General features: G+C 67.9%; 32 protein-coding genes and 1 pseudogene. 11 read left to right on the top strand and 22 right to left on the bottom strand.

All coding sequences use genetic code 11. The features are described from left to right. Positions 1-95 precede the first annotated feature (95 nt). The 5 genes from OVA13_RS07515 to OVA13_RS07495 form a co-directional block, all read right to left on the bottom strand. Positions 96-590 (bottom strand): hypothetical protein, encoded by a 495-nt coding sequence (locus OVA13_RS07515; protein ID WP_267793154.1) that lies wholly within the window; start codon positions 588-590, stop codon positions 96-98. A gap of 77 nt (positions 591-667) precedes the next feature. Beyond that, complete coding sequence (minE, locus tag OVA13_RS07510) at positions 668-922, bottom strand: cell division topological specificity factor MinE (protein ID WP_056881383.1); 255 nt, start codon at positions 920-922, stop codon at positions 668-670. 2 nt (positions 923-924) lie between these two features. Further along, positions 925-1,734, bottom strand: a complete 810-nt coding sequence (minD, locus tag OVA13_RS07505; RefSeq protein WP_267793153.1) for a septum site-determining protein MinD — start codon at positions 1,732-1,734, stop codon at positions 925-927. A gap of 45 nt (positions 1,735-1,779) precedes the next feature. Further along, positions 1,780-2,547 (bottom strand): septum site-determining protein MinC, encoded by a 768-nt coding sequence (gene minC / locus OVA13_RS07500; RefSeq protein WP_267793479.1) that lies wholly within the window; start codon positions 2,545-2,547, stop codon positions 1,780-1,782. 2 nt (positions 2,548-2,549) lie between these two features. After that, on the bottom strand, positions 2,550-3,146 hold the full coding sequence (locus OVA13_RS07495) for a GNAT family N-acetyltransferase (RefSeq protein ID WP_267793152.1): 597 nt from the start codon (positions 3,144-3,146) through the stop codon (positions 2,550-2,552). 194 nt (positions 3,147-3,340) lie between these two features. Between OVA13_RS07495 and OVA13_RS07490 the strand changes: the two genes are divergently transcribed. The 5 genes from OVA13_RS07490 to OVA13_RS07470 all read left to right on the top strand — a co-directional run bounded on the left by OVA13_RS07490 (position 3,341) and on the right by OVA13_RS07470 (position 7,700). After that, entirely contained in the window at positions 3,341-4,582 is a 1,242-nt protein-coding gene (locus OVA13_RS07490; RefSeq protein ID WP_267793151.1) for a sensor histidine kinase, read from the top strand. Continuing rightward, the gene (locus OVA13_RS07485; RefSeq protein ID WP_267793150.1) at positions 4,579-5,220 is read left to right on the top strand and encodes a response regulator; all 642 of its coding nucleotides are present in this window, start codon (positions 4,579-4,581) and stop codon (positions 5,218-5,220) included. Before OVA13_RS07490 ends, OVA13_RS07485 begins: the two co-directional genes overlap by 4 nt. 192 nt (positions 5,221-5,412) lie before the next feature. Next, complete coding sequence (locus OVA13_RS07480) at positions 5,413-6,507, top strand: polyketide cyclase (protein WP_267793149.1); 1,095 nt, start codon at positions 5,413-5,415, stop codon at positions 6,505-6,507. A 148-nt stretch (positions 6,508-6,655) separates the two neighbouring features. Further along, complete coding sequence (locus OVA13_RS07475; RefSeq protein WP_267793148.1) at positions 6,656-7,021, top strand: DUF423 domain-containing protein; 366 nt, start codon at positions 6,656-6,658, stop codon at positions 7,019-7,021. 4 nt (positions 7,022-7,025) lie between these two features. After that, entirely contained in the window at positions 7,026-7,700 is a 675-nt protein-coding gene (locus OVA13_RS07470) for a DNA-3-methyladenine glycosylase family protein (RefSeq protein ID WP_267793147.1), read from the top strand. A gap of 47 nt (positions 7,701-7,747) precedes the next feature. On the opposite strand, the gene OVA13_RS07465 is transcribed toward OVA13_RS07470, so the two are convergent. The 7 genes from OVA13_RS07465 to OVA13_RS07435 all read right to left on the bottom strand — a co-directional run bounded on the left by OVA13_RS07465 (position 7,748) and on the right by OVA13_RS07435 (position 11,298). Beyond that, positions 7,748-8,254, bottom strand: coding sequence for a hypothetical protein (locus tag OVA13_RS07465; protein WP_267793146.1), 507 nt, complete (start codon positions 8,252-8,254; stop codon positions 7,748-7,750). A 119-nt stretch (positions 8,255-8,373) separates the two neighbouring features. Then, a complete protein-coding gene (locus OVA13_RS07460) occupies positions 8,374-9,198 on the bottom strand; it encodes a M15 family metallopeptidase (protein ID WP_267793145.1) in 825 nt (274 codons plus the stop codon). 9 nt (positions 9,199-9,207) lie between these two features. Continuing rightward, positions 9,208-9,753: a PH domain-containing protein gene (locus OVA13_RS07455; protein WP_267793144.1), complete on the bottom strand. Its 546-nt coding sequence runs from the start codon at positions 9,751-9,753 to the stop codon at positions 9,208-9,210. Positions 9,754-9,778: 25 nt separating this feature from the next. Then, positions 9,779-9,958 (bottom strand): DUF4177 domain-containing protein, encoded by a 180-nt coding sequence (locus OVA13_RS07450; protein ID WP_267793143.1) that lies wholly within the window; start codon positions 9,956-9,958, stop codon positions 9,779-9,781. Beyond that, positions 9,955-10,152: a type II toxin-antitoxin system antitoxin gene (locus OVA13_RS07445; protein ID WP_267793142.1), complete on the bottom strand. Its 198-nt coding sequence runs from the start codon at positions 10,150-10,152 to the stop codon at positions 9,955-9,957. The genes OVA13_RS07450 and OVA13_RS07445 overlap by 4 nt, the downstream gene beginning before the upstream one ends. Continuing rightward, positions 10,149-10,421 carry a hypothetical protein gene (locus tag OVA13_RS07440; RefSeq protein ID WP_267793141.1) on the bottom strand — a complete coding sequence of 91 codons (273 nt, stop codon included), beginning with the start codon at positions 10,419-10,421 and terminating at the stop codon, positions 10,149-10,151. The genes OVA13_RS07445 and OVA13_RS07440 overlap by 4 nt, the downstream gene beginning before the upstream one ends. A 13-nt stretch (positions 10,422-10,434) precedes the next feature. Further along, positions 10,435-11,298: an SPFH domain-containing protein gene (locus OVA13_RS07435; RefSeq protein WP_267793140.1), complete on the bottom strand. Its 864-nt coding sequence runs from the start codon at positions 11,296-11,298 to the stop codon at positions 10,435-10,437. A 121-nt stretch (positions 11,299-11,419) separates the two neighbouring features. Here OVA13_RS07435 and purT point away from each other — a divergent pair, with 121 nt between their 5' ends. Both purT and OVA13_RS07425 read left to right on the top strand, forming a co-directional pair. After that, positions 11,420-12,604, top strand: coding sequence for a formate-dependent phosphoribosylglycinamide formyltransferase (purT, locus tag OVA13_RS07430; protein WP_267793139.1), 1,185 nt, complete (start codon positions 11,420-11,422; stop codon positions 12,602-12,604). A 10-nt stretch (positions 12,605-12,614) separates the two neighbouring features. After that, positions 12,615-12,920, top strand: coding sequence for a hypothetical protein (locus OVA13_RS07425; RefSeq protein WP_267793138.1), 306 nt, complete (start codon positions 12,615-12,617; stop codon positions 12,918-12,920). Here the strand turns inward: OVA13_RS07425 and OVA13_RS07420 are convergent. Genes OVA13_RS07420 through OVA13_RS07410 form a run of 3 tightly spaced genes read right to left on the bottom strand, consistent with a single transcriptional unit; the run spans position 12,910 to position 15,465 of the window. Next, positions 12,910-14,115 (bottom strand): endonuclease/exonuclease/phosphatase family protein, encoded by a 1,206-nt coding sequence (locus tag OVA13_RS07420; protein WP_267793137.1) that lies wholly within the window; start codon positions 14,113-14,115, stop codon positions 12,910-12,912. The two genes, OVA13_RS07425 and OVA13_RS07420, sit on opposite strands and share 11 nt — an antisense overlap. A gap of 40 nt (positions 14,116-14,155) precedes the next feature. Next, positions 14,156-14,881: an arginyltransferase gene (locus OVA13_RS07415; protein ID WP_267793136.1), complete on the bottom strand. Its 726-nt coding sequence runs from the start codon at positions 14,879-14,881 to the stop codon at positions 14,156-14,158. 2 nt (positions 14,882-14,883) lie between these two features. After that, on the bottom strand, positions 14,884-15,465 hold the full coding sequence (locus tag OVA13_RS07410) for a phosphatase PAP2 family protein (RefSeq protein WP_267793634.1): 582 nt from the start codon (positions 15,463-15,465) through the stop codon (positions 14,884-14,886). Between the two features lie 156 nt (positions 15,466-15,621). On the opposite strand from OVA13_RS07410, the pseudogene OVA13_RS07405 reads away from it, so the two are divergent. Then, positions 15,622-16,154: pseudogene (locus OVA13_RS07405) on the top strand (hypothetical protein); the annotation flags it as partial. Between the two features lie 240 nt (positions 16,155-16,394). Here OVA13_RS07405 and OVA13_RS07395 read toward each other — a convergent pair. The 5 genes from OVA13_RS07395 to OVA13_RS07375 form a co-directional block, all read right to left on the bottom strand. After that, complete coding sequence (locus OVA13_RS07395) at positions 16,395-17,540, bottom strand: RNA polymerase sigma factor (RefSeq protein ID WP_267793478.1); 1,146 nt, start codon at positions 17,538-17,540, stop codon at positions 16,395-16,397. Positions 17,541-17,627: 87 nt separating this feature from the next. Beyond that, positions 17,628-18,833 carry an RNA polymerase sigma factor gene (locus OVA13_RS07390; protein WP_267793134.1) on the bottom strand — a complete coding sequence of 402 codons (1,206 nt, stop codon included), beginning with the start codon at positions 18,831-18,833 and terminating at the stop codon, positions 17,628-17,630. Between the two features lie 83 nt (positions 18,834-18,916). Then, entirely contained in the window at positions 18,917-19,414 is a 498-nt protein-coding gene (locus OVA13_RS07385) for a putative signal transducing protein (protein ID WP_267793133.1), read from the bottom strand. Positions 19,415-19,418: 4 nt separating this feature from the next. Next, positions 19,419-20,327: an acyl-CoA thioesterase II gene (tesB, locus tag OVA13_RS07380; protein ID WP_267793132.1), complete on the bottom strand. Its 909-nt coding sequence runs from the start codon at positions 20,325-20,327 to the stop codon at positions 19,419-19,421. A gap of 207 nt (positions 20,328-20,534) precedes the next feature. Next, the gene (locus OVA13_RS07375; RefSeq protein ID WP_267793131.1) at positions 20,535-21,110 is read right to left on the bottom strand and encodes an N-acetylmuramoyl-L-alanine amidase; all 576 of its coding nucleotides are present in this window, start codon (positions 21,108-21,110) and stop codon (positions 20,535-20,537) included. Between the two features lie 99 nt (positions 21,111-21,209). On the opposite strand from OVA13_RS07375, the gene OVA13_RS07370 reads away from it, so the two are divergent. The 3 genes from OVA13_RS07370 to rlmKL all read left to right on the top strand — a co-directional run bounded on the left by OVA13_RS07370 (position 21,210) and on the right by rlmKL (position 24,449). Continuing rightward, positions 21,210-21,701, top strand: a complete 492-nt coding sequence (locus OVA13_RS07370; protein ID WP_267793130.1) for an MOSC domain-containing protein — start codon at positions 21,210-21,212, stop codon at positions 21,699-21,701. Further along, the gene (locus OVA13_RS07365) at positions 21,698-22,225 is read left to right on the top strand and encodes an alpha/beta hydrolase (RefSeq protein WP_267793477.1); all 528 of its coding nucleotides are present in this window, start codon (positions 21,698-21,700) and stop codon (positions 22,223-22,225) included. Before OVA13_RS07370 ends, OVA13_RS07365 begins: the two co-directional genes overlap by 4 nt. An 88-nt stretch (positions 22,226-22,313) precedes the next feature. After that, positions 22,314-24,449 (top strand): bifunctional 23S rRNA (guanine(2069)-N(7))-methyltransferase RlmK/23S rRNA (guanine(2445)-N(2))-methyltransferase RlmL, encoded by a 2,136-nt coding sequence (gene rlmKL / locus OVA13_RS07360; RefSeq protein ID WP_267793129.1) that lies wholly within the window; start codon positions 22,314-22,316, stop codon positions 24,447-24,449. Between the two features lie 40 nt (positions 24,450-24,489). On the opposite strand, the gene OVA13_RS07355 is transcribed toward rlmKL, so the two are convergent. Together OVA13_RS07355 and OVA13_RS07350 are read right to left on the bottom strand one after the other, a co-directional pair. After that, positions 24,490-25,332, bottom strand: coding sequence for a cyclic di-GMP-binding domain-containing protein, MshE-related (locus OVA13_RS07355; protein ID WP_267793128.1), 843 nt, complete (start codon positions 25,330-25,332; stop codon positions 24,490-24,492). Between the two features lie 47 nt (positions 25,333-25,379). Further along, entirely contained in the window at positions 25,380-25,748 is a 369-nt protein-coding gene (locus OVA13_RS07350) for a response regulator (RefSeq protein WP_267793127.1), read from the bottom strand. Positions 25,749-25,798: the final 50 nt, after the last annotated feature.

Raw genomic sequence — 25,798 nt, 5'->3', positions numbered from 1 at the left:
GGGCATCTTCCGCGTCGTGTTCGAACCGCGCCCACGGAAACGCGGGGCGCCGCAGGAAGTCTCGCGCCGCAGCGCGCCATGATGCAGCCGCCGGATCAGCGGTGGGGCAGGCCCTGTTGCTTCAGGAAGGCACGGGCGTCTTCCGCGTCGTGTTCGAACCACGCAGCCGTCGACCCCAGCCGGAACGAATAGCCCCAGGCATCCATGTCCGCCATCAGCCGCGCGCGTCCCACACCGGGCAGCGCATCGGCCAGGATGATCTGCAGGCAGCAGGTGGCGTCTTCCTCCAGGTCCGAGTCGGTGGCGTCGGTATGTACCTGGGCACGGCGTTCCGGCGGCAGCACGATCAGGTGGCAGGCTTCATGCAGCAGGGAATGCACCGGCGTGTCGCCACGCACGTACACGTTGCTGGCAATGACGCCCGCTTCGGGTTCGCCCCAGAAGCTGCCGGGGATGGGTGCGCCATCTTCCACGCCATGCAGTCGCAGGTCGTGTTGCGCAAGCAGCGCTTCGAGCGTGGCGAACGGCAGGTCGCGGACGCAGAGCACGTCCGGTACGGCGGCATCGGCAGCAGCGACGGCAACGTTCATGGCGATGTCGCGAAGGGCGGAACGGGTTCCGCCTCAGAGAGGGGCGTTGCGGGCGGAGCCTGCTCCGCCCGGCGTGATCAGTTATTGCCTTCCGGCAGTGCGACCGAGATGTCCAGCACGTCGTGGTCGCCGTCCTTGATGAGGTCCACCTTGACCGCATCGACATCGACGTTGACGTACTTCTTGATGACTTCCAGCAACTCGCGGCGCAGCAGCGGCAGGTAGTCGGGGGCACCACGCGAATTGCGTTCCTGCGCGATGATGATCTGCAGGCGGTTCTTCGCGGTCTCGGCGGTGTTCTTCTTCGCCTTGAGGAAATCGAACAGGCCCATGTTCAACCTCCGAACAACTTGGTGAAGAAACCCTTCTTCTCAAGGGTGATGAAACGCATCGGGCGGTCTTCGCCCAGCAGGCGACCCACGGTGTCGTCGTAAGCCTGGCCGGCCGGCGACTCCAGGTCGAGGATGACCGGTTCGCCCTTGTTGGAGGCGTTGAGCACGTCGCCGGACTCGGGGATCACGCCCAGGGTCTTCAGGCCCAGCACGTCTTCCACGTCCTTGATGCTGAGCATCTCGCCACCTTCCACGCGCGCCGGGTTGTAGCGCGTCAGCAGCAGGTTGGCCTTCAGCGTCTCGCCGTTCTCGGCCTTGCGGGTCTTGGAGTCCAGCAGGCCGAGGATGCGATCGGAGTCGCGCACGGACGACACTTCCGGGTTCACAACCACGATGGCCTGGTCGGCGAAATACATCGCCAGGAACGCGCCCTTCTCGATGCCGGCCGGGGAGTCGCAAACGACGTAGTCGAAGCCGTCATCGGACAGGTCCTTCAGCACCTTCTCCACGCCTTCCTTGGTCAGTGCGTCCTTGTCGCGGGTCTGCGAGGCGGCCAGCACGTACAGCGTCTCGAAACGCTTGTCCTTGATGAGGGCCTGCTTCAGCGTGGCCTCGCCCTGGGTGACGTTGACGAAGTCGTACACGACGCGGCGTTCGCAGCCCATGATGAGGTCGAGGTTGCGCAGGCCGACGTCGAAGTCGATGACCGCGACCTTCTTGCCGCGACGCGCCAGGCCACAGGCGATGCTGGCGCTGGTGGTGGTCTTGCCCACGCCGCCCTTGCCGGAAGTGACTACGATGATTTCAGCCAACGGTGTTCTCCTTGGTCGTTCTTCTATTCGGGGTAACGCCGCGCATCATTCCTGCGCGGCGATCTTGAGTTGGTCCTGGTCCAGCCAGATCTGCACGGCTTTGCCGCGCAGTTCCTTGGGTACTTCCTCCATCACCTTGTAGTGGCCGGCAATGGCGACCAGTTCGGCGTGGAATTCGCGGCAGAAGATGCGCGCGTCGGCATTGCCGCGCGCACCGGCGAGGGCGCGACCGCGCAATGCGCCGTAGATGTGGATGGAACCGTCCGAGATCACTTCGGCACCGGCGCCGACGGTGCTGAGCACGGTCAGGTCGCGGTTTTCAGCATACAGCTGCTGGCCCGAGCGCACGGGTGTCTTCTGCACGAGGCCGGGCTTGCTGTCGGCGGCTTTGGCTGCGGGCGCCGGTGCCGGCTTCGCGGGAGCGGCCTCGGCGGCGGGCGCCCGGGCCGGTGCGGGAGCGGCGCCGGTCGGTTCGTACTGCGCGCGGAACTTGGCCAGCAGCGGCAGGCCAAGTTGTTCGGCCAGCACTTCGGTGTCGCGCGAGCCGTAGGCCAGCGCCACCGGCAGCACGCCGGCACTGCGCAGGCCGTCGAGCAGGGATTGGGCGGTGTCGACGTCGGGCATGCGCGCCAGGCCACCGAAATCGATGATGACGGCGGCACGACCGAACAGCTTGGGCGCGCGTTCGACGCGGTCGCGCATTTCACGCGTGAGCTGGGCGACGTCGAGGGTGCGGATGCGGAGGTTGGCGATGCCGACCTGGCCGATCTTCAGTTCGCCGGCCTGTTCGTAATCCATGTGGGCTTGCGTCACGCTCATGTTCCCGTCGGGCGCTGGGCGCCGGGATGGGCAAGGGTACGCGTCCGTGTCCACGGGACGTCGGGCAGGGCATCGCCGTAGGTCTCGCGCACCCACGGGTAGCTGCAGAGCTCCTTCATCAGCATGCTGGCGCGCACATTGGCTTCGCCCATCATGTGCTGGCCGACTTCGCGGAATCCGAAGCTGCCGTGGAAGAGCAGCGCCGGGTCGGCGCCGTGGTCGAGGAACACTTCGCAGGCCAGCTGCGGATGGCGCAGTTCGGCATAGCTCTGCACGTCGGCATAGAACGCGCGGCCGACACCGCCACCGCGGCGACGGCTGGCCACGACGATGCGGTCGATGTAGAAGAATTGGGGGTAGCGCTCGCGGAACCAGCCGAAGTTGCTGCTGTCGTGGTCCGCGCCGGAGCCAAACCCGACCAGGAAGCCGGCGAGGTTGCCGTCGCGCTCGGCGACGCGGAAGTACTCCGCCTGCTCGTAGAAGCGGCGCACCTTGGCCGAGTCCAGTGGCAGGATGGCCAGTCCGGCGTTGTTGTTGAGGGCTAGGACGGAATCCAGCTCGTGCTCGCGCACGTCGCGGATGACAATCGACATTACCTGACTCCGTACGGGTCTTGCGGGGCAGCGTGGGCGTGTCGCCGCGCACGGCCGACGGCGGATTATCGCATGGCCGTGCAGGGGCGGCGAGGCATCGGGTGAGCGGAGCATGAACCCGCCCGGCATGCGCCCGGCGCCCACATGACTTTAGTTGGGACGGCAGCGCCCCCGATTCAGCCTAAGATGACTGGATGTTGGGACGACTCAGCCATACCCGCCTGCTGCGCGCTGCCGGGCTCTACACGTGGGCCCTGGTGGGAATCCCCATCATCCTGAACGTGTGGGTATTGCCGCCGTCCAGCGCCACCGACGGCCGCGGCGTCAACCTGCCGCTGACCGCGCTGTGCTATTTCAGCTTCGGTGCCGGCTACTGGCTGGCGACGCGTGCACTGGATGGCCGCAAGTCCGGGCTCCCGCTGGCCTGGAATGTCCCGCTGGCCATGGTGCTTACCGCCGCCGCCATCGGGGTGGGCGCCTATACCGAGACTGGCCTCGGGGCCGTGCTGCTGCTGATCATGGCCGGCGTGCTGCCGTGGCTGCTGGAGCTGCGCTTCGCCGTGGCCTGGTTGCTCGCGGCGCACGTGCTGCTGGTGCCGTCGTTCATGGCCCGCGACGACTTCAACTTCTGGGAAGCCTTGTTCCAGTCCATGTTCTACGTGGGCTTTTCGGCCTTCGTGCTGATCACCACCTTCGTGGCGCGCCAGCAGGCGCAGGCCCGCGAGGACCAGCGCCGGTTGAACGCCGAACTGCGGGCGACCCGCGTGCTGCTGGCCGAGAGCGCCCGCGTCAACGAACGCACGCGCATTTCCCGCGAGCTGCACGACCTGCTGGGCCACCACCTGACCGCGCTCAGCCTGAACCTGGAAGTGGCCGGGCACATGACCGAAGGCCGCGCACAGGACCACGTGAAGCAGGCGCACACGCTGGCACGGCTGCTGCTGACGGACGTGCGCGAGGCGGTCAGCCAGCTGCGCGACAGCGGCGCCATCGACCTGGGGGCCGCGTTGTACCCGCTGGCCGAAAAGGTGCCGTCGCTGTCCATCCACATGGACATCGAGGAGCCGCTGACCCTGGAAGACCCGCACAGGGCGCACGTGCTGCTGCGCTGTACCCAGGAAATCATCACCAACGCGGTGCGCCACGCCGGCGCCCGCAACCTGTGGGTGCACTGCCGGCGCGACGGTTACCGCATCCTGATCGATGCGCGCGACGACGGTAACGGCGCCGACCAGGTGGTCTCCGGCAATGGCCTGACCGGCATGCGCGAACGCCTGGCCCAGTACGGTGGTGACCTGGTCATCGAAACCCGCCCCGGCAAGGGCTTCTGCCTGCACATCGCACTGCCCGTGAACGACGCCGGCAATGGCCTGACCGCCACGCCGAATCCCCTTTCCGAACCCACACCCGAGCTCAGCTCAGGAGGCAACCCATGATCCGTGTCTGTCTGGTCGACGACCAAACCCTGGTCCGCCAGGGCATCCGTTCCCTGCTGGCGCTGGACGACGGTATCGAGGTGGTGGCCGAGGCCGCCGATGGCCGACAGGCCGTGGAACTGGTGCCGCAGGTCAAGCCCGACGTGGTGCTGATGGACATGCGCATGCCGGTGATGTCGGGGCTCGAAGCCCTGCAGGCCCTGGCCCGCACGGGCGAACTGCCCCCCACCATCATCCTGACCACCTTCGACGACGACCAGCTGGTGCTGGCGGGGCTGAAGGCCGGGGCCAAGGGCTATCTGCTGAAGGATGTGTCGCTGGAACAACTGGTCGGCGCCATCCGCACGGTGGCCGACGGCGGCTCGCTGGTGCAACCGGCGGTGACCCAGCGCCTGCTGTCGGGGCTGGAGCACATGCGCAACGATTTCGTCAGCCTCGACCGCCCGGATCCCCTCACCGATCGCGAGACGGAGATCCTGCGGCTGATGGCCAGCGGCTTCTCCAACAAGGAAATTGCCAACTCGCTGGGCGTGGCCGAGGGCACCATCAAGAACCACGTGTCCAACATTCTTTCCAAGCTGGGCGTGCGTGACCGCACGCGGGCCGTCCTCAAGGCATTCGAGCTGCAACTGGTCTGAGCCGGGGCGCCGCAGGCGTACGCGGCCGTATGCCCGCGGCCGCGTCACCGGAAGGGCGGAAAGGCCCGTGGTGCGGTGCGCAACGGGGCGGCCTACCGGTGTCAGATGGGCTGCCCGAAGGCCGTCAACCCTGCTAGGATGCGCGGTGCATTTTTTTTGACGGCCGAGGCACCGGCCCCCGGAGACTCCTGAATGACCCGTTTGATCGAGTTCGTGATTGCGTTGGCGCTGGTTCTGGCGCTGTTTCTGGTGATCGGCCTGATCCTGCCGTCCAAGCGCCATCTTGAAGAAAGCGTCGAAACCAATCGCCGCATGACCATCGTGTTCGATACCCTGAACAACGTGCGTCGCCTGAAGGACTGGAACCCGCTGATTCCCAGCGCGGCCAACGAGCTGTCGTACTCCGGCGGCGGTGAAACCAATTCCGGCGTGGGCGCCAAGGTCGAGTACAACTCCACCAATGCCGCCTGGGGCCAGGGCAGCTGGGAAATCATCGAGAGCGAGCGCCCGGCGCCGACCGGTGGTCCCGGCAAGATCACCTATGCCATCGTCGACAAGCGCATGGGTGACGACAAGCGCAGCACGTTCAGCCTGGAACCCACCGGCAAGAACAACCGCAACGTGAAGATCACCCAGTCGTATGACGTCAGCTACGACTGGAACCTGCTGGGCCGCTATGCGGGCATGTACGTCAGCCGCCACGTCGGCGATGCCGTCAAGGCCGGCCTGTCCAAGCTGACCAACATGCTGGCCACTGTGCCGAACTTCGACTACCGCACCGAAGGCAGCCCGCTGACCGACCTGAAGATCGTCGAACTGCCCGCCGAAGACCTGCTGGTCGTCGTCGCCGGCAACATCGACCGCAACAATGACGCCATCAAGGCCTCGATCAAGTCCAACCAGGAATGGATCAAGCGCACGATGGAAGCCAACGGCCTGGAAGCCGCCGGTCCGGTCCGCATCATCACGACCGACTTCGGTGCCGAGAAGTACGCCTTCGACGTGGCCCAGCCCGTCCGCAAGGCCGGCGCCACCGGCAAGCTGACCGTCACCATCCCGGCCGGCGCCCCCGTGGAGTACGTCCGCGTCGAGCCGCGCAAGTCCGCCTTCGCCAGCTACACCGGCTACATGGCCGAGCTGGACAACCAGCGCAACGCCCTGCGTGCCTGGGCCGTCACCAGCGGCCACGAAGTGGTCGACCGTCCGTTCGAATCCTGGAAGTCCGGCGTCGATGGCGCGTTCCTGGAAGACGGCAAGTTCGACATCTACTGGGCCGTCAAGCAGTAACGCGGCGCGGACACCAGTCCGTGATGCCGAATGTGTCCCCAACGCGCCGCTTCATGCGGCGCGTTGCATTTCCGCTACTGCAAACCCGCTCCGCTCTTCTTCCGCCGCCTGGCAGGATGCCGGTCCTTCCCCGAGGCCTCCCGTGCTGATGAACTACGATCGCCGCCAACGCAAACCCTCCTTCCTCGCCCTGTGCGGCGGCGTGCTGGCCGCGATGGCGGTCGGGCTGTCCGCCTATGCCTCGCACGGCGCGGAAGGGCAGGCGCAGGCCAACCTGCAGACCGCGGCGATGTTCGCCTTCGGCCATGGTCTGGCATTGGCGGCGCTGACGGCCGGTACCGTGCGCCGCATGGGCAAGACGGGCCTGTATGCCTTGCTGCTGGGCACGCTGCTGTTCGCCGGCAGCCTGTCGCTCAAGGTGCTCGCGGGCATGTCGTCGTTGCTGGCGCCCGCGGGCGGCATCCTGCTGATGGCGGGGTGGGTGGTGTGGGCGATCGACGCGGTGCGGCGCTGACGCCATGCCACGCCACGCGCGCGGCTTCGATACCGAACAGGCCTGGGACCACCTGACCCGGCGCGATCGCAAGCTGGGCACCTGGATGAAGCGGATCGGCTACATCGAACCGCAACCCACCTGGAAGAAGACCTTCGACCCGGTGGACGCGCTGGCACGCGCCATCCTCTACCAGCAGCTCAGCGGCAAGGCCGCGGCCACCATCGTCGGGCGTGTCGAGGCCGCCATCGGCAGCACGCGGCTGCATTTCGATACCTTGGGCCGCATCGATGACGCGGCGCTGCGTGCCTGCGGCGTATCGGGCAACAAGTCGCTCGCCCTGCGCGACCTGGCGGCGCGCGAGCAGCGCGGCGAAATCCCCACGCTGCGGCAGATGTGCACGATGCACGAAGACGAGATCGTCGCGGCGCTGGTGCCCATCCGCGGCATCGGGCGCTGGACGGTGGAGATGATGCTGATGTTCCGGCTGGGGCGGCCCGATGTATTGCCCATCGATGACCTGGGCATCCGCAAGGGTGCGCAGTTCGTCGACAAGCAGGAGGTCATGCCGACACCGAAGGAGCTGCTGGCGCGCGGCGAGAAATGGGGTCCTTATCGCACCTACGCCAGCCAGTACCTGTGGCGCATCGCCGACTTCGGTACCGAGGCCAAGACGGCGACGAAGCGTTCGCAGGATTGAGTCAGCGCACCCGTGGACTGCCGGTCGGTGACGCTTGAGCTACGCGCTCAGGGCGCGTTGTTGTCAGTAGCTTTTGCAGCGAACAGCGGGTCCTCGCTCAGCGAGCGCCGGGGAGCAGGCGGGTTCCGGCGCCACTGCTTGACGAAAGCGTGGTAGCGGAAGGTCGCGGTCATCGCGCGGAAATAGAAGATGGTGAACACCAGGCCGAGCACCAGGCCAGACGGCATGCCGGTCTCCATCATCATCAGAATCTTGGAGAGCACGAAGTAGACCAGCATGAGGGTCGCTGCGGTGCGACTCCGCTTGTAGATGCCCAGGGCGAACAGGGCAATCAGCGCGACGTCCATGAGGTTCCAGGCGTCGACGTAGGAATTTTCCGTGCTGCTCTTCAGGGCGAGCAGGGTGACCAGCAGGGTCATGGTCGCGGAGACGCACGCAGCGATCCAGCCGTGCTTTATCGGTCGTGAGATTTCTTCCGGGATGTCGCGCTCGAGTGGCTGCCGTGCATCCAAGACGGCTACCGACGGACTTTCATATGGATTGGAGGAATTCATGGCCCGCTTCCTGGCGCGATGTGGACAAGGAGGGGCCATGCAGCCGTTTCGCGCCGACAGGCGTGAAAGGCGTTCTCAAGGGTCCCCGACGCCGAGCGTGGGCCAGGGCCGTCGTAGCGTCAAGAGGCGTTGTTACCCGCGTAATACCAGTGCCATGGCTCGTAGATGATGCCGAACGCATTGTCGCGCGGATAACTCATCACGAAACCGAAGTCCCCCGCGTGGCGCGTGAGCCACGCGAATGCCGGCGTCTGTTCGAACGATTCCTCGGCCGGCGGTTCGCCCGGGGTGCCGATGTCGAGTGCCTGGCCGCTGTGGTGTTCGCTGTAGCCGGGCGCCGCATTGACCGTCAGGATCTGGTCGACGGTCTGGCCGCGCGCCAGTTTCCGTTCGAAGATGCCCAGTTGGTAATCGTGGCTGCGGTAGCCGGAGATCGCCTCCAGCGTTATCCCGTCCTTCGTCGCGCTGCGTCGCATGGCGTTCCATGCACGTGCGCTGGCGAGGGTCAGCCAGAGCGGGCGGCGATAACGGTCGAAGCCGGCCAGCGCCAGCGCCGCGGGTTCCGCGACCAGGGACAGGCCGGTGCGGTCGCCATACGCTTCATCCAGTCCCAGCACGTCCAGTCGTTCCAGCAGGCTGTCCAGCGGCAGCTCGCCGGCGGCATCGATGTCGAAGCCGCGCGTGGTATCCAGTGCATCCATCGCATCCAGCGCGGCCTCGATGCCGGGCTCGTGCACAAGCCGCGGTTGCAGCGGCAGCACGCCCTGCGACATCACTGCCGCGAGGTAGCGGCCATCGCGCTTGCGGCGCAGTACCGTATGCGCCCGGCTCAGCGCGCGCGCGTCGGCATTGGTGCGTGCACTCAGCAGCTTGGCGGGCCAGAGTTCGATCCGTGCGGTATTGAGCAGGAAGGATTTCAGCGGAATGGCGTGCGAGTGCGGCATGCCGCCAGCTTAGCGACGGGGGGCCGGTACCGCCAGTTCACGCAGGCGCGCCAGCAGGTCCGCGGGCCGCGCGGGGCTCAGCAGGACAAGGCCCCCATCCCGCAGCGGCAATGCAAGCACGCGGCTGCGGTCGGTGATCAGGCAGAAGGCCTTGGTGAGGTTGCGCAGGCGGAAATGCCCGGCCTGGAACCCTGGCAGGCCGAAGCCATTGGTCTTCAGGCCCGGCTTGAGTTCGGTGTGCTCCTCCAGACTGACCACGCGGGCCTTGTCCAGGTCGATGGCCTCCAGCACCAGCGTCTTCGTATAGAAGGTCGCGCTGACCTGCAGTTCGCGGTTGTCCAGCACGATCCGGCGACGGCGCAGTGCGAACGTCAGCACGATGCCGACCAGCCCCACGAACGGAATGGCCAGCCATCCCGCCAGCGGCGGCGGCGTCCGCGATTCCATCGTCATCGCCACGATCACCGCGCCAGCCGCGAGCAGCATGGGCAGCCATAGCCACCACGACGTGTGGGGTGGGGGCGGCGCGACGGGGAATTCCTGCGGGTGCTGCATCGGGAGCTCCTTGCGTAAGGCGGTGTCAGGCGGGTTTCCTGAAGAACAGGCGCACGGCGACTTCATGTTCGATGTACAGGGTGCTCACCAGTTCCCATCCTTGGGCGCTCATCTTGTCCAGTTCCTGCTGGATCCGGTCGGTGAGTTTTCCGGCGAACATCTTGTAGGGGATCTCGATGACTTTATGGGTCCAGCGATGGCTCATGGCGATTCCTTTTCCTCGGTTCCCGGCGTGCCGCCCTTCGGCAGCCGCCCAGCCTTGCGCAGCGCATCGCGCAGTACGTATTCGATCTGCGCGTTGAGCGACCGCAGTTCGTCGTCCGACCACCGCTGCACCGCCGCCAGTACGTCGGCACTGATGCGCAGCGGATAGGCCTTCTTGTCCTGCTTCTCGCTCACCGGTTTTTCCTGTTGCGGTGGAGCTGCCACGCCATGGATGCGATCAGTGCATTCACCAGTACCACCATCGCGATCACGATGCCGCGTACCTGCCGACCATCCTCGCTGACGTAGATGCCCACGGCGCCGGCCTGCATGGCCAGCCCGATCATCACCCAGTGCAGCGCCATGCCGCGTGAGCGGACATTACCGGAACGGCCGACCCATGCACCGACGAGCAGGGCGGGAAGGCCGGAGGCGGCGAGAAGCAGGGGCGCGAGCGCATGCATGGCGCTTGCCGGCTCAGTAGATGGAACCGGTGTTGACGATGGGCTGCGTGCCGCGCTCGCCACACAGCACCACCAGCAGGTTGCTGACCATCTGCGCCTTGCGCTCCTCGTCCAGCTTGACCACGTCGTTCTTCTGCAACTCGGCCAAGGCCATCTCCACCATGCCGACCGCGCCGGCGACGATGCGGGTGCGTGCGGCGATCACCGCATTGGCCTGCTGGCGCTGCAGCATGGCCTGGGCGATTTCCGGCGCGTAGGCCAGGTGGCTGATGCGCGCTTCGATGACGTCCACGCCGGCACGGCCAAGACGTTCCGCGATCTGTTCCTGCAGGTGCTGCGAGATCTCCTGCGGATGGCTGCGCAGCGCGATCTGGCCTTCTTCATGCTGGTCGTAGGGATAGCTGGACGCCATCGCGCGCAGGGCCGACTCCGACTGGATGTGCACGAAGCTCTCGTAGTCGTCGACGTTGAAGACCGCTTCGGCCGAATCCACGACCTGCCACACGATCACCGCCGCGATCTCGATGGGACTGCCATCCAGCTCGTTGACCTTCAGGCGGCTGCTCTCGAAATTGCGGATGCGCAGGGAGATCTTCTTCTTGGTGAAGAAGACGTTGTTCCAGCGCAGGCCGTTGTCCTTCACCGTGCCCACGTACTTGCCGAACAGGCTGAGCACGGCGGACTGGTTGGGCTCCAGCTTGTACAGCCCGGCCATGATGAAGAGGGCGGTGGCGCCGAGCAGGACGCCCAGCACCAGGCCGGCCGGCTGCTTGTTGGCGGCGGACATGATGAAGATGGCAAGGGCCCCCAAGGCCAGCAGCAGCACCCCCAGCAGGACCGGAATTCCGGGCAGCGACGACTTCGCGTTCTCTCTCATGGCATATCCCCTTGGTTGAGATTGAAAGATATCAATTTGATATCAGATGTCAATGGCCTCTAGCCGCCGTCCGTCGGCAGGCCCGGTAAACTGGCGCCCCTCCTTCCCCGGAACACCGCGCATGACCACCCTGGGCACTCCGCTTTCTCCCCATGCCACCCGCGTCCTGCTGCTGGGGTCAGGCGAACTGGGCAAGGAAGTGGCCCTCGAGCTGCAGCGGCTTGGCGTGGAGGTCATCGCGGCCGACCGCTACGCCGACGCGCCCGCCATGCAGGTGGCGCACCGGTCGCACGTGCTGGACATGCTGGACCCCGCCGCGATCCGCGCGCTCATCGCGCAGGAGAAGCCGCACCTGGTCGTCCCGGAAATCGAAGCCATCCACACCGAAACCCTGGTGGCGCTGGAAGCCGAAGGCGCGGCACGCGTCATTCCCACCGCGCGCGCGGCGCGCTTGACGATGGACCGTGAAGGCATCCGCCGGTTGGCGGCCGAGACGCTGGGCCTGCCGACCTCGCCTTATCGCTTCGTCGACACCGCCGACCAGTACCGTGCCGCGGTGGCGGACATCGGCCTGCCCTGCGTGGTCAAGCCGGTGATGTCCTCGTCGGGCAAGGGCCAGAGCACGTTGCGCACGCAGGCCGACATCGACGCGGCGTGGGACTACGCCCAGACGGGTGGCCGTGCCGGCGCGGGCCGTTGCATCGTGGAAGGCTTTATCGACTTCGACTATGAGATCACGCTGCTGACCGTGCGCCATGCGGCCGGCACTTCGTTCTGCGACCCGATCGGCCATTGGCAGAAGGACGGCGACTACCGCGAAAGCTGGCAGCCGCAGCCCATGTCGGCGCGCGCGCTGGAGCGCGCGCAGCAGATCGCACGCGCGGTGACGGATGACCTGGGGGGATGGGGCCTGTTCGGCGTGGAGCTGTTCGTGAAGGGAGACGACGTGTGGTTCAGCGAGGTTTCGCCGCGCCCGCACGACACCGGCCTGGTGACGCTGGTGTCGCAGGACCTCAGCGAGTTCGCGCTGCACGCGCGTGCCATCCTCGGCCTGCCCATCCCGACCATCCGCCACAACGGTCCATCGGCATCGTGCGCGATGCTGGCGCATGGCCATGGCGTTCCCGTGTTCGGCAACGTGGAAGGCGCGCTGCAGGCACCCGACAGCGCATTGCGCCTGTTCGGCAAGCCGCGCGTGGAAGGCCATCGCCGCGTCGGCGTGACGCTGGCGCGCGCGGAAGACACCGACGCCGCGCGAGCGGTGGCACGCGATGCCGCCGCTGCCATCACCATCGAACTCCTCTAGGTCGTACCCCATGAATGGAAACACCGGCTATGCCGTGTTCTTCTTCCCGCAGGCACTGGAAGCACTGGGCGAGGCGATCAAGCCCTATCTGACCGGCCAGCCCGACGGCCCGCACATCTTCTGCAAGGAGATCGACACCGGTGGCGCGTTCACCGAGATGACGCTGGTGGGCAAGGACGCGGAAGGCCACGAGGTGCAGGTCGAACTGATGGTGCCCGGCAGCATGATCCGCATGATCGTGTCGGCGCAGAACGAAGCGGTGTTCGGTTTCGGGCCACGGATGGTGGCCGCGCCGACGGCGCCGGCTACAGCGTGATGTCCACCCACACCAAGTGATGGTCGCTGCCATCGGCGATGGCGGCGTCCGGGTGGTCCTTCTTCGGCCAGAACACGCCGCTGCCGGTCAGGCCGAAGCCGGTGGACGGCAGCACGTAGTCCAGCCGCATCGCGCCGTTGCGCGGGCCGAAATCGCCGGTGACATGGGCGGGTGAGCCGCGTCGCTGCAAACCCTTCGCCGCGTAGGCGAGCGCCGTCTCTTCGCCCCCTTCGCTGCGGGGCGTGGCCATGCGCATCACGCGCGGATGCTCCAGCAGTTCGATGATGGCCTCGTGGTGGCCATCGCCATCGACGGGATCGTTGTTGAGGTCGCCCGCGATCACGAAACGCGCCTCGCTTGGCAGGCCGCCGCAGCGCCCCTGGTCATCGCAGAGCCACGGCTTGTCGCCTGGCGACAGGTATTCGCGCCACAGGCGGATCTCGTCGGCGTTGCGCAGGCCGTTGCGGTCCTCGGGGCCGTCGAATACCGGCGGCGTGGGATGGGCGACGAGGAAGTGCACCACGCCCTGTGGCGTGCGCACCGGCACATCCCAGTGCGACTTGGATGACAGCCGCAGCTGCGGCCATGCCACGTCGGAATAGAAGTCGCGGCGTGAGGCGGGATCGACGGGATTGCGTGCGCCCGGGAACGTACTCCAGCGCAGCAGCTGGAACGTGCGCGCCTGCGCGGCATCGATCGGGTGGCGCGACAGCACCAGCATGCCGTACTGGCCGGGGTGCAGGCCATAACCCCAGGCGTCGTTGCCGCGCGTGCGGCCTTCGCCACCCGCGCTGCCGTTGTTGTCCAAGTCCAGCCCGCTGGGCACGCCGGTATTCACCGGCGCCAGGTAGCGGTAGCGATAGTGCAGGGGCTTGCCGCCGCCGGGCTGCGCCACTTCCAGATAGCGCTGCTGGAACAGGTCCGCCGCGCGGTGCGCGTCGTCGTAGTCGAATTCGTTCAACAACACCAGGTCGGGCTGCACCTTCTGCAGCACCGCGGCGATCTTGCGCGCGTGGGCGCTGTCGCCTTCCAGTTCGCGGATTAGGCCGCCATCCTCGTCGGAGTACAGCGAGGTGTTGTACGTGGCCACGCGCAGCGTGGGCCCCACGGTGCCGTGGCTGTCGCTGTGGGGAATGAAGCCGCTGCAGGCGAACAGGGCAAGGAGCATCGGGAGGGCGGCAATCAGTCGGCGCATGCCGGCATGATGCCATGCAGGCATGACGGTCGTATGCGCGTCAGGCGCCGTCGCGGCGCCACTGCCGGCCGTCGAACATCTCCAGCGGCTGGAACCGGTACTTGTAGTCCATCTTCCGGTGGCCTGCGATCCAGTAGCCCAGATAGAGATGGTGGAAGCCTTCGCGTCTTGCCCATTCCAGTTGTCGAAGGATGGCCAGCGTGCCCAGGCTGCGCGTTTCCCATTCCGGGTCGTAGAAGGTGTACACCGCGGACAGCGCGCCGGGAATCAGGTCCGTCACCGCGACGGCCAGCAGCCGGCCCTCTTCCCGCAGCTCGACGAACCGGCCGTGCGACCAGCTGCCGACCAGGAACTGATCGAACTCGACGGCACCGTGGTCGTCCATACCGCCCTGCGGGTGTCGTGCCGCCAGGTAACGGCGATAAAGGGCGAGGTGCTCGTCCGTGCGCAGCGCGGCAACGATGCGGGTCTCGACACGTGCGTTGCGCGCGGCGCAACGGCGCTGGCTGCGGTCAGGGCGGAAGTCGGCCACCGGGATGCGCACGGCTACGCACGCGCGGCACTGCCTGCAGTGCGGGCGATACACGATGTCGCCGGAGCGGCGGAATCCCCAGCCCAGTGCATTGGGATACAGCTGCGGCAGGCGCGGGTCGCGCGGATCGAGCACCAGGTCGCGCGCGACACGGTCCGGCCAGTAACCGCACGGATGGTCGCCCGTGTGGAAGAGGCGCAATTCGTCGATCGATGGCGGCGTGTTCTCGCCCACGTTCAACCCGTCCAGTGTGGTGCAATCGGCCAGAAGGCGACGCCGGCGAAGGCGCCGATGATCGCGCCGGCCACCAGGTCCAGCGGGGTGTGCCGTTGCAGGGCCAAGCGAGACCACGCCACGGCAGCGGCGAACGCCAGCGCACCCAACATCCACACCGTCCCGAGCTCACGCAGAAGCAACGCCGCGAAGATGGCGAACGCCAGGTGCAGCGACACCTTGCACCAGCGCGCCATCACCATGGCCACCAGGATCATCGCCGCCGACAACGCCAGTCCCAGCGCGAGCAGTGGCTGCGTGCCGGAGGCGCCCACCAGCAGTGCACTTACCGCCAGTGCCACCAGCAGGAACCGGTTGAGGCTGCTGCGCTCGTGCCGCGCGCTGGCATCCACGTGCGCCCAGCGGCCGCGTCGCACCTGCCACCACGAGAACGCCATCACCAGCGCCGCAAACAGGCCGAAGCCTATCGCCGCCTGCAGCGCAGCCTGGCGCTCCCCCTGTGCCAGCGCGGCCAGCACCGCCAACGGCAGCACCAGCATCGGGTGGCCGAAGATGGACAGGGCGCGGGCGAGGGGGGTGGTCATGCGGCCAGCATACTGCGACGCCCGGATCGCGTGGGCTGCGACCCGATCCCGGCTGAATGCAGAGGGCGGCGCGTCCACCCGCGCGTCAACGGCGGGCCGGCTGGCGCGTTTTCCCTGCCAGTGGCGCACGTGGCGCCGCGTTCCCAGGAGAACACGATGAACCGCAAGACCCTGCTTTTCGTGGCCGTGCTGGCCGCCCTTGGCGCCGGCAGTGCCGTGGCCGCCACCCAGGCCGGCGACGCGCAGAAGCCGGCGCGTGCAAGTCTCGACAAGAACAACGATGGCGCCATCGACAGGACCGAGGCTGCGGGCAATGCCCGCCTGGCCGAACACTTCGACCGTCTGGACAGGAGTGCCGATGGCAAGCTGAGTGCCGATGAGCGTCCGCAGCGCGGCATGCGCGACCACGGTCGCCATGGCGGAAAAGGCGGGCGGGGTGCGGCACATGCCTTCCAGAAGCTGGATGTCGATGGTGATGGCAAGGTCACTCGTGCCGAGGCCGCTGCAGAACCGCGTTTCGCGGAACGCTTCGACCGGATGGACGCGAACAGGGACGGTGCGGTGGATCGTGCCGACCGCGAACTGCAGGGCAAGCAGCGTCGCGACGAGTGGTTCGCCAAGGCCGATGCGGACAAGGACGGCAAGCTGACGCGTGCGGAGATCGATCGTGCCGACGTGCAGCGTCGCGCCGAGTTCCAGCAGCGCGCCGAGGCGCGCATGGCCGAACGCATCGGCAACATCGACACCAACAAGGACGGCCGGGTCTCGCGCGAGGAAGCGAAGGGCAGCCAGCGCCTGGCATCGCGCTTCGACACCCTGGACGCGAACAAGGATGGCGTCCTGACGAAGGAAGAACTGGGCGCCCGGCGCGGCCAGCGCTGAACCGCCGTCACGCGCGCGCGGCAGCCCCGCGGGCGCGTGACTTTTTTTCAGAGGGACAGGCGGCCGGACATCACCAGGCCGGCCAGCAATCCCAGTGACGCAAGTGCGACCCCTGCGCGCAGGCCCCATGTCTGCCATCGGCATTGGCGCCGCATGCGCTCCCGTGTGCCTTCGGGATCCTGCAGCAGGTCGCGTTGCCGTCGGCGCGCGAGGATGCGCGGCAGCCAGCGCGAGCTGGCCCAGCAGATGCCTGCCACGTACGCCGCGGTCAGCAGCGCATGGGGCAGCCACCCCGGCACGCCACTCAGCCAGCCGATGCCCGCGATGAAGGCGAGTATCAGGGTGGTGTTGAAGACGCCGTACGCCAGCAATGCGCGACGTTCGCGCCCGTCCAGCGGGTCGCGCAGCTGCGTGCGGATGCCGAACCACACCGCGCCGATGCCCAGCAGGGTCCCCGCCGCGGCGAACCCCGCGGACAGGCCGAACAGTTTCAGCAGCCCCTTGCCTGCCACCGCACCGCTCCCGCTGATGACCGCGGCGCCTGCCGCCGGGGGTGCGGCCACAGCCAGCATGCCCAGCACGGCGCTGGCGAAGGCGGCGGACGGGGCCGTGCCACGCGCGAATTCGCCGAAGCGCGCCATCAGTTCCTCACGCACGTACTGGCGCGCGCGCGAAAGGCGCTTGCGCACCGTCGCATCGGTCAGCCCCAGCAGCTGCGCGACCTGCGGCGTGCGCTGGCCTTCTCGGTAATAGAGAAGCAGCACCTCGCGACTGTCTTCGGGCAGCGCGGCGATCACGTCCAGCGCGGCGGCCTCCTGCTCGGTATGCAGCAGGCGCTCGGCCGGCGTGGGCGCCGTGTCCGCCGCCAGCAGGATGGCCAGGTCGGCCGCTTCGCCGGTCATCGGCTGGCGGCGCCGCGCGCGCAGGTGGTCGCGTGCCAGGTTGCGGGTGATCTCGCGCAGCCAGGGCAGGAAACTGTCCGGGTTCTTCAAGGTCGGCAGCTGGCGCCATCCTTTCAGAAAGGCCTCCTGCGCGATGTCCTCGCTGGCGTGCACGTCGCGCGTGATGGCCAGGGCGATGCCGGTGACCGCGTTCTGGCACAGCGCGATGATGCGACCGTAGGCAAGCCGGTCGCCGCGTGCGGCAGCAGGCAATTCCTCGCGCAGCGAAACATCGATCAGGCAGGCGTCCACGGGTACTCCCTTCATGCAGGTCCTGCAGGCAGGACGCACGAGGGGTCGGAGTGTGACCCGCCGGTGATGTTCAACGCGCCACGGACCTCAGAACCTTCCGTTCGAGTACAGCGCATACAGCACGCAAGCGGCTGCCAGCAGCGTGCTGATCACCACGGCGGGCTTGCCGACCGTGTAGGCGTAGGCACGGTGGCGGTGCCGGTTGGCCGGGTAGGCCAGGATCGGCTCCATGATGCGGCGCAGGGTGACCAGGTACTGGTAGTTCAGGATGGTCATGCCGATCACGAAAACCGCGGCGATGGCCTGCCAGCCGGGCGTCAACAACGTCGCGAGCATCAGGCAGAGCACCCAGAGCGACCCGGTCCCGGCGTTGAGCACCATGAAGCGGCCGACCTGCTGGCGCTCCTGTGCGGTCTGGCAGAAGCGCCTCAGGTACCACGCGGTGAAAGCATAGGCGGCCGAGCCGCCGAGCACGCCGCCGATCAGGCCGCCCAGTGCGGCGGGGTGCTGGGTGAGGTTCTCGACGATCATGCCGAACGACCCGCCGGCGACGCCGCCCGATACCCCGCCGGCGGTGATGCCGCTGGACCCCAGCTTGCCCAGCCCGGTGCCCAGCACGCCCGAACCGATCACCGTCGCCGCGCTCGCGGCCGGCATGGCACCGGCCAGTGCGCCCACCACCACCATCGCGAACGCCGCGCTGGGGGCGCTGCTGCGTGCGAAGTCGCCGAAGCGCGCCATCAACTCCTCGCGCACGCTGGCGCGGGCGCGCGACAGGCGCTTGCGGACGGCGGCATCGCTCAGCCCAAGCAAAGTGGCCACCTGCTGCGAACTCTGCCCCTCGCGATAGAACAGCAGCAGCGTCTCGCGGCTTTCCTCCGGCAGGGCGGAAATGATGTCCGATGCCACCCGTTCCTCTTCGGTCTGAAGCAGGTTCTCGGCCGGCGAGGGCGACGGGTCGGCGGCCATGCCGATGGCGATGTCGGCCGCTTCGCCCGACAGCGGCCGCCCGTGGTTCGTACGCAGGTAGTCGCGGGCCAGGTTGCGGGTGATCTGCCGCAGCCAGGGCAGGAAGCTGGCTGCGTTCTTCAACCGGTCGAGTTGCTGCCAGGCTTTCAGGAACGCCTCCTGCGCGATGTCCTCACTGGCCTGCACGTCGCGCGTGATCGCCAGCGCGATGGCGGTGACCGTGTTCTGGCAGGCCAGCACGATGCGGCCATAGGCCTCCTGGCTGCCGCGGGCGGCGGCCGGGAGCTCGGTCTGCAGCATCAGGTCCAGGGCGTGGGCGTTCATCGGGTCTCGCAGTGCAGGGGGCCTGCTGACCATGACGCGCGTTCGCGGCGGATGTGACCGGTCGCGGAAGGCGCACCCATGGGTCAGCCGGTGGCCGGCTGGATGCGGACGCGGTCGGTCTCTTCTTCCGCCGGGGTCGGGTCGGCCGCCGGCGAAGCAGGCTGTTCCTGCGGCGTTGCCGGCACCGCCGGCGGGGGCACGGGGCGGCGCATCCACATGACGGCGGCAGCCAGCGCGATCAGCGCCAGCAGTACCAGGCGCAGTCGCCACGCCCACGAGCGGCGCGGCGGCTCGTCGGGCGGCGGGGTGAAGGTCAGGCTGGGACCGTTGCCCGGCCGGGTGGTCTCCAGCAGGCCGCCGGCACGCAGGATCTCGCGGGCGCGTGGCTGGTCTTCGGCATGGCGTACCCACAACGCCGGCTGCAGCGCCTGTGGCGTCGGCTCGGTGTAGCTGAACTGGCTGCCGCGCTTGCTGTGGTACGAGCGGCCGTTGCTGATGTAGACCTCGATGCCGGCATCGGTCAGCAGCTTGGCCACGCCTTCGACGGTTTCGATCCGCTGGCTGGTGAATACCTGACGCATGGGTTCAATCCTTGGCGGGAACGGCGGACGCGGCTTCGGCGTCCGGCACCACGCGGATCAGGCCTTCCTGTGCCGAGCTAGCGATCAGCCGGCCCTGGCGGTCGAAGATCTGCCCGCGCGCCAGCCCGCGCGAACTGGTCGCGCTGGGGCTGTCGATGGAATACAGCAGCCAGTCGTCCGCACGGAACGGACGATGGAACCACAGCGCATGATCCAGCGACGCCATCTGCACGTTGGGCTGGTAGTAGCTGATGCCGTGCGGGTAGGTGGCGGTACCCAGCAGCTGGAAATCCGAAGCGTAGGCCAGCAAGGCGCGATGCAGTTCCGGCGAATCGCCGACCGGCTCGCTCAGGCGGAACCACACGTGCTGGAACGGCGGGCGCTTGGGCGGATTGAGTTCATCGCGCGGATACACGTGGCGGAATTCGAATGGCCCCCGCCGCGAAAGCCATCGCTGCACCTTCGGCGGCAACGAGGCCATGACCTCGGCCGGCACCGACGGCGCCGGGTCGATGTCTTCCGGCTGCGGCACTTCCGGCATCGACAGCTGGTGTTCGGCGCTTTCTTCCTCGGCCTGGAACGAGGCCGCGCAGAAGAAGATCACCCGGCCGTGCTGGATGGCCGTCACCCGGCGTACCGAGAAGCTCCCGCCATCGCGGGTGCGGTCCACTTCGTAGACGATCGGTGCCTCGATGTTGCCGGCGCGCAGGAAGTAGGCGTGCAGCGAGTGCGCGCGACGCGGCGCATCCACCGTCGCCTGCGCCGCCGACAGGGCCTGCCCCAGCACCTGGCCGCCGAACACGTACTTGGTGCCGATGTCGCGGCTCTGGCCGCGGAACAGGTTGTCCTCCAGCCGTTCCAGCGACAGCAGCTCGATCAGCTCGGAGACGACGGGCTCGGGAGTGGGGGACACAGGACCACGCTGGAAAACCGGGAGCGGCGATTATAGGGCAGGCCGATTGCGCCACCGGAGCAGGCAGCGCGAGCGGGAAGACGGTGCGCGGGCCGATGCGGGCCACTGGCGCCGCCGCCGGGTGTCCAGCCTGACCTCCAACGCGGCATCAATGGTGTGCGATCCGACGAATCGCCGACGCTTGCGTACACCGTGCCCCGGCCCGGGTCAGGGCTGCAGGCGCTCCAGGGCGGTGGCCTGCATCACCTGCGACCAGGGGAACAGCGGGCCCGGATCCATCTTGCGCGCGACCTGCACGCTGGCATCGTCGCTGGCGGGCTCGTGGGTGGTGTCGAGATCCTCATGGCCGGCGATGTACTTCAATTCAGGCAGCTCGCGCTGCAACGAAGCCAGCAGGGCGCCCAGCGTCGCGATCTGCTCCGGTGTGTAGGGCTCGTCCATCCGCTGGCTGTCGCGTGCCAGCCAGTGCGGGTAGCGGCCGGTGTTGACCAGTTCGATGCCCACCGCGCGCGGGTTGTAGCCACGCACATGGTGGGCGATGCGGTCCACGGGCACGTACGCCAGCACCCGACCATCGCGGTCGATGTAGTAATGGCCGCTGTTGCCCGTGCCCGAGGGATAAAGCACCCGTTCGCCGAACTGCCGCGCGTCGGCCAGCGTGGGCAGCTCCGTGCAGTGGATCACCACCAGGTCGATCTGCGACAGCGGGCGGAGCTCGAGCGCCGCCACGTAGGGCAGTGGATCGTCGATGAGGGTGAAGTCGGTCGGGAGTTCGGATGGCATGCCGGCGATGCTAGCAAAGCCCGTGCACGGGGCGGGGCAGGGGGCGCTCCGGTAAACTGACGGCCTTCGCAGGTGGTCGCCTGCCGCCGGACGCCCCTCATGCCGCTCAACCCCGATTCCCCGCTGGCCAAGCTGATGGCCACCTTGCCGCGCGCCGGGCGCGTCGAATGGATCGGCCTGCGTCCGGCCCGTGACGAAGCGATGACGGCCGTCGAACGCGTCCAGGCCACCACCGAGGGCGGGCTGGGCGGCGACCGCTACAAGGGTGGCAGCGGCAAGCGCGGCGTCACCCTGATCCAGGCCGAACACCTGCCGGTGATCGCCGCGCTGGCGCAACGCCCCGACCTGCAGGCGGCGCTGCTGCGGCGGAACGTGGTGGTTTCGGGCATTCCGCTGGTCGCGCTGAAGGGGCGCCGTTTCCGCGTCGGTGACGTGGTGCTTGAAGGCACCGAGGACTGCGACCCCTGCTCGCGGATGGAAGACGCGCTGGGTCCGGGCGGTTACAACGCGATGCGCGGCCATGGCGGGCTGTGCGCGCGCATCATCGAAGGTGGCAGCTTCGGCATCGGCGACGCGGTGGAGGCGCTCTGATGCGCGGCCACTGCATCCTGTCGCATGGTTTCGAGAGTGGGCCGGATGCGACCAAGGTCGCCGCGCTCGCCGAGGTCGCTGAGCGGTTCGGCTGGACGCATGAACGCCCGGACTACACCGACCTGGATGCTCGCCGCGACATCAGTTCGCTGGGCGACGTGCCGGCGCGGCTCGACCGCCTGCGCGCGCTGGCGAAGGCCGCGGCTGCGCGCGGTCCGCTGGTGCTGGCCGGTTCCAGCCTGGGCGCGTATATCTCCGGTGCCGTATCGCTCGAGGTTCCCACGCGCGGCCTGTTCCTGATGGCGCCGCCGATCACGATGGGGCCGCTGCCGGCGCTCGACGCCGCACCGGTGCCGGTGTCGGTGATCCATGGCTGGGACGACGAACTGATCCCCGCCCAGGCGGTGGCCGACTGGGCGTTCCCGCGCCGCGCCCGCCTGTTGCTGGTCAACGATTCGCACCGCCTGTCCGACCACGTGTCGGCGTCGGCGGACGCTTTCGCGCAGCTGCTGGCGGGTCTTTGAAATCCGTCGTCCCGGCGACGCCGATCGCCCGGATAAAGTCACCGGGCCCCGGCTTGCGCGGGGTCACGTCCACTCTTGAGGTTGCACCGTGAAATTCTTCGTCTCCTGCGCCAAAGGCCTGGAATACCTGCTCGCCGACGAGCTGTTGGCGCTGGGCGTACCCGTCGCGACCGCCACCATCGCCGGCGTCAATGCCGATGGCGAACTGGTCGATGCCCAGCGCGCCGTGCTGTGGTCGCGCCTGGCCAGCCGCGTGCTGTGGCCCATCGCCGAGTTCGAATGCCTCGACGAGCAGGCGCTGTACGACGGCGTGATGGCGATCGCGTGGGAACAGCACACGCGGCCGGAGTTGACGCTGGCGGTGGACGCCCATGTCTCCGGCGAGGCCATCACCCACGCGCGCTACGCCGCGCAGCGCGTGAAGGACGCCGTGGTCGACCGGTTGCGCCAGCAGGGCCTGGAGCGGCCGTCGGTGGACGTGGAACAGCCCGACCTGCGCATCAACCTGTCGCTACGCAAGAACCGCGCGACGATATCGATTGATCTGGGCGGTGGCCCGATGCATCGCCGCGGCTGGCGACAGGCGCAGAACGACGCGCCGTTGAAGGAAAACCTGGCGGCCGCGGTGCTGATGCGCGGTGGCTGGCCGGCGCTTTACCACGACGGCGGTGCGCTGCTGGACCCGATGTGCGGCAGCGGCACGCTGCTGATCGAAGGCGCGCTGATGGCGGCCGATGTCGCGCCGGGCCTGCAGCGGCATGGCAACGTGTTGCCGTCGCGCTGGCTCGGCTTCGATGCCGAGGCATGGCGTGCGCTGTTCGCCGAGGCGGTGCAGCGCGAGAGCGCGGGACGCACGGCGTTGCGGCCTGCGTTCTTCGGCAGCGACATCGACCTGGGTGCGATCCGCGCCGCGCGCGACAACGCGGTGCTCGCCGGCCTGGCCGGCCAGCTGCAGTTCGACGCGCGCGACATCGCGCAGCTGCCGGTACGCGAGGAGCCGCGTGGTCTGGTGGTCTGCAATCCGCCGTACGATGAGCGCCTGGCAGCCGATGCCGAGCTGTATCGCACGCTGGGCGACGCACTGCAGCGGGCGGTGCCGCAGTGGCGCGCAAGCCTGCTGTGCGGCAACGCGGAGCTGGGGTATGCCACCGGCCTGCGTGCCGGCAAGAAGTACCAGCTGTTCAACGGTGCCATCGAGTGCGCGCTGATCGTCTGCGATCCGGTCGCCGTGCCGGCCCGCGAGCCGCGCGAGGCGCGTCCGCTGTCCGAAGGCGCGCAGATGGTGGCCAACCGCCTGCGCAAGAATCTGAAGAAGTTCCGCAGCTGGCGCGAGCGCGAGGGCGTCACCTGCTATCGCGTCTACGACGCCGACCTGCCGGAATACGCCGCCGCGATCGACGTCTACGTCGAGGAGGGCGGGCAGGCGCGCACGTTCCTGCATGTGCAGGAGTACGCCGCCCCGGCGACCATTCCGGAACATGACGTGCGCCGCCGCTTCAGCGAACTGCTGGCCGCCACGCGCGAGGTCTTCGGCGTGCCGCAGGAACAGATCGCGATCAAGTCGCGCGAGCGCGGCAAAGGCGGTGCCAAGTACGGCCGCATGCAGCAGCGCGACGAATTCATCGTGGTGCGGGAATCCGGCGCGCTGTTGCGGGTGAACCTGTTCGACTACCTGGACACCGGGCTGTTCCTCGACCACCGTCCGTTGCGCCGCAGGATGGCGCAGGAGGCGCGCGGCAAGCGCTTCCTCAACCTGTTCTGCTACACTGGCGTGGCCAGCGTGCAGGCGGCTGTGGCGGGAGCGGCGGCCACCACCAGCGTGGACCTGTCGGGTACGTACCTGCAGTGGTGTGCCGACAACCTGGCCGAGAACGGCCTGGGCGGCGCCGTGCACCGCCTGGTGCAGGCCGATGCGGTCCGCTGGCTGGAAGCCGAGCGCGGCGAATACGACCTGATCTTCTGCGACCCGCCGACGTTCTCCAACTCGGCGCGTGCCGACGATTTCGACGTGCAGAAGGAACACGTGCGCCTGCTGCGTGCCGCGGTGGCGTGCCTGGCGCCGGGCGGCGTGCTGTACTTCAGCAACAATTTCCGTCGTTTCAACCTGGACGAGAACGCGGTGGCCGAGTTCGCGCGCTGCGAGGACATCAGCGCGAAGACGATCCCGCCGGATTTCGAGCGCAATGCGCGCATCCACCGCTGCTGGCGGTTGATGCGGGCCTGAGCAGGTGAAACGCCGCGCCCGCCGAGGGCGCGGACGCGGATCAGCCGACGATCAGTACGAATCCGCCGTGCTGCGTGTTCATCGACAGCGCCAGCGTGGTGCCGGTGGCGACCACGTCGGCGGCGCTCAGCGTGGTGGTGGGCGGATGCGCGCGGTAGCTGGCGTCGTCCGGCAGCGTGTCGCGCACCACGTAGCCCATCAGCACGTTGACCAGTTCACCCAATGCATCCACGGCCAGTTCGTCGTCGCATTGTTCCGGCGTGATCGACAACAGGGCACACGCCGTCGCCTGCAGGGTCGACCGGCTGCAGCCCAGGCCGATCAGGATCGGCTGCGCGGCGTCGATGCGCACGTGCGCGGTGACATCGCAGGCGGCCAGCGCCGCGGCGTCGGCAATGCCGGCGGCCTGGCACTGGCTGCCGAGCAGGCGCGGGAACAGCCGGTTGCAGACTCGGATGGCGCTGGTGACGGTTTCACCGAGCGGGTGGCCGGCGATGCCCAGTGCAAGCGCGTGATTGGCTTCATCCAGGTCCTGGCGATGCGCAGCGAGTTCGACTTCAAGCTGGTCGCGGGTCAGCGTGCCCTGTTCCACCAGGATCTCGCCGAACAGCTTGCGCGCGGATTTCTGCGCCGCCAGCAGCACGTCCAGCTGCGCGCCATCCAGCAGGCCCATGTCCTGCGCGATGTCGCCGAAACGGCGGTCTTCCGCACGCTGCCGTTCGTTGATGCGGCGCGCCTGCGCCTCGCTCAGCATGCCGTGGTGCACGGCCAGTTCGCCGAGCAGGGGATTGGAGGCGCGCTGCGCGTCGAGCGCGGCCAGGAGCTGCGGTGAGGTAATGGTGCCGCGTTCCAGCAGGAACTGGCCCAGGAATTTTGCTGCCATGGTGTAGCCTCGTGCAGATGACGGTATAGGGAGGAAATGCGTGCCGGTCAGGCAACCGCCTCGTGCAGCACGCGATCCATGACTTCCGGATCGATCGGCTTCTGCAGGTAGGACTTGGCGCCCAGCTTCAGGCATTCCTCGATGTCGCTCTGTGCGCCGAGGGAACTCAGGATCACCACGCGGGCGGACGGATCGTGGGCCAGGATCCGGCCCAGCGCCTGCTTGCCGTCGCACTCGGGCATCACCAGGTCCATCAGCACCACGTCGGGCTTCAGCGCCTGGTACTGGCTGAAGGCTTCGTTGCCGTTGCCGGCTTCACCGACCACCTCGAAGCCGCTGTCCGCAAGCTGGCGGGCGGCGAGCATGCGCAGTGCGCGCGAATCATCGCAAAGCAGAACGGTCGGGCGTGATGTCATCGTGATGGACCCTGGAAAGAGTGGAAGACGGTCGCGGCAGCCGTGGGCAC

This window comes from Pseudoxanthomonas sp. SL93, assembly GCF_026625825.1.
Classification (GTDB): domain Bacteria; phylum Pseudomonadota; class Gammaproteobacteria; order Xanthomonadales; family Xanthomonadaceae; genus Pseudoxanthomonas_A.
The sequence above is the reverse complement of the archived record's forward strand: the minus strand, read 5'-3'. Positions and strand labels throughout refer to the sequence as shown.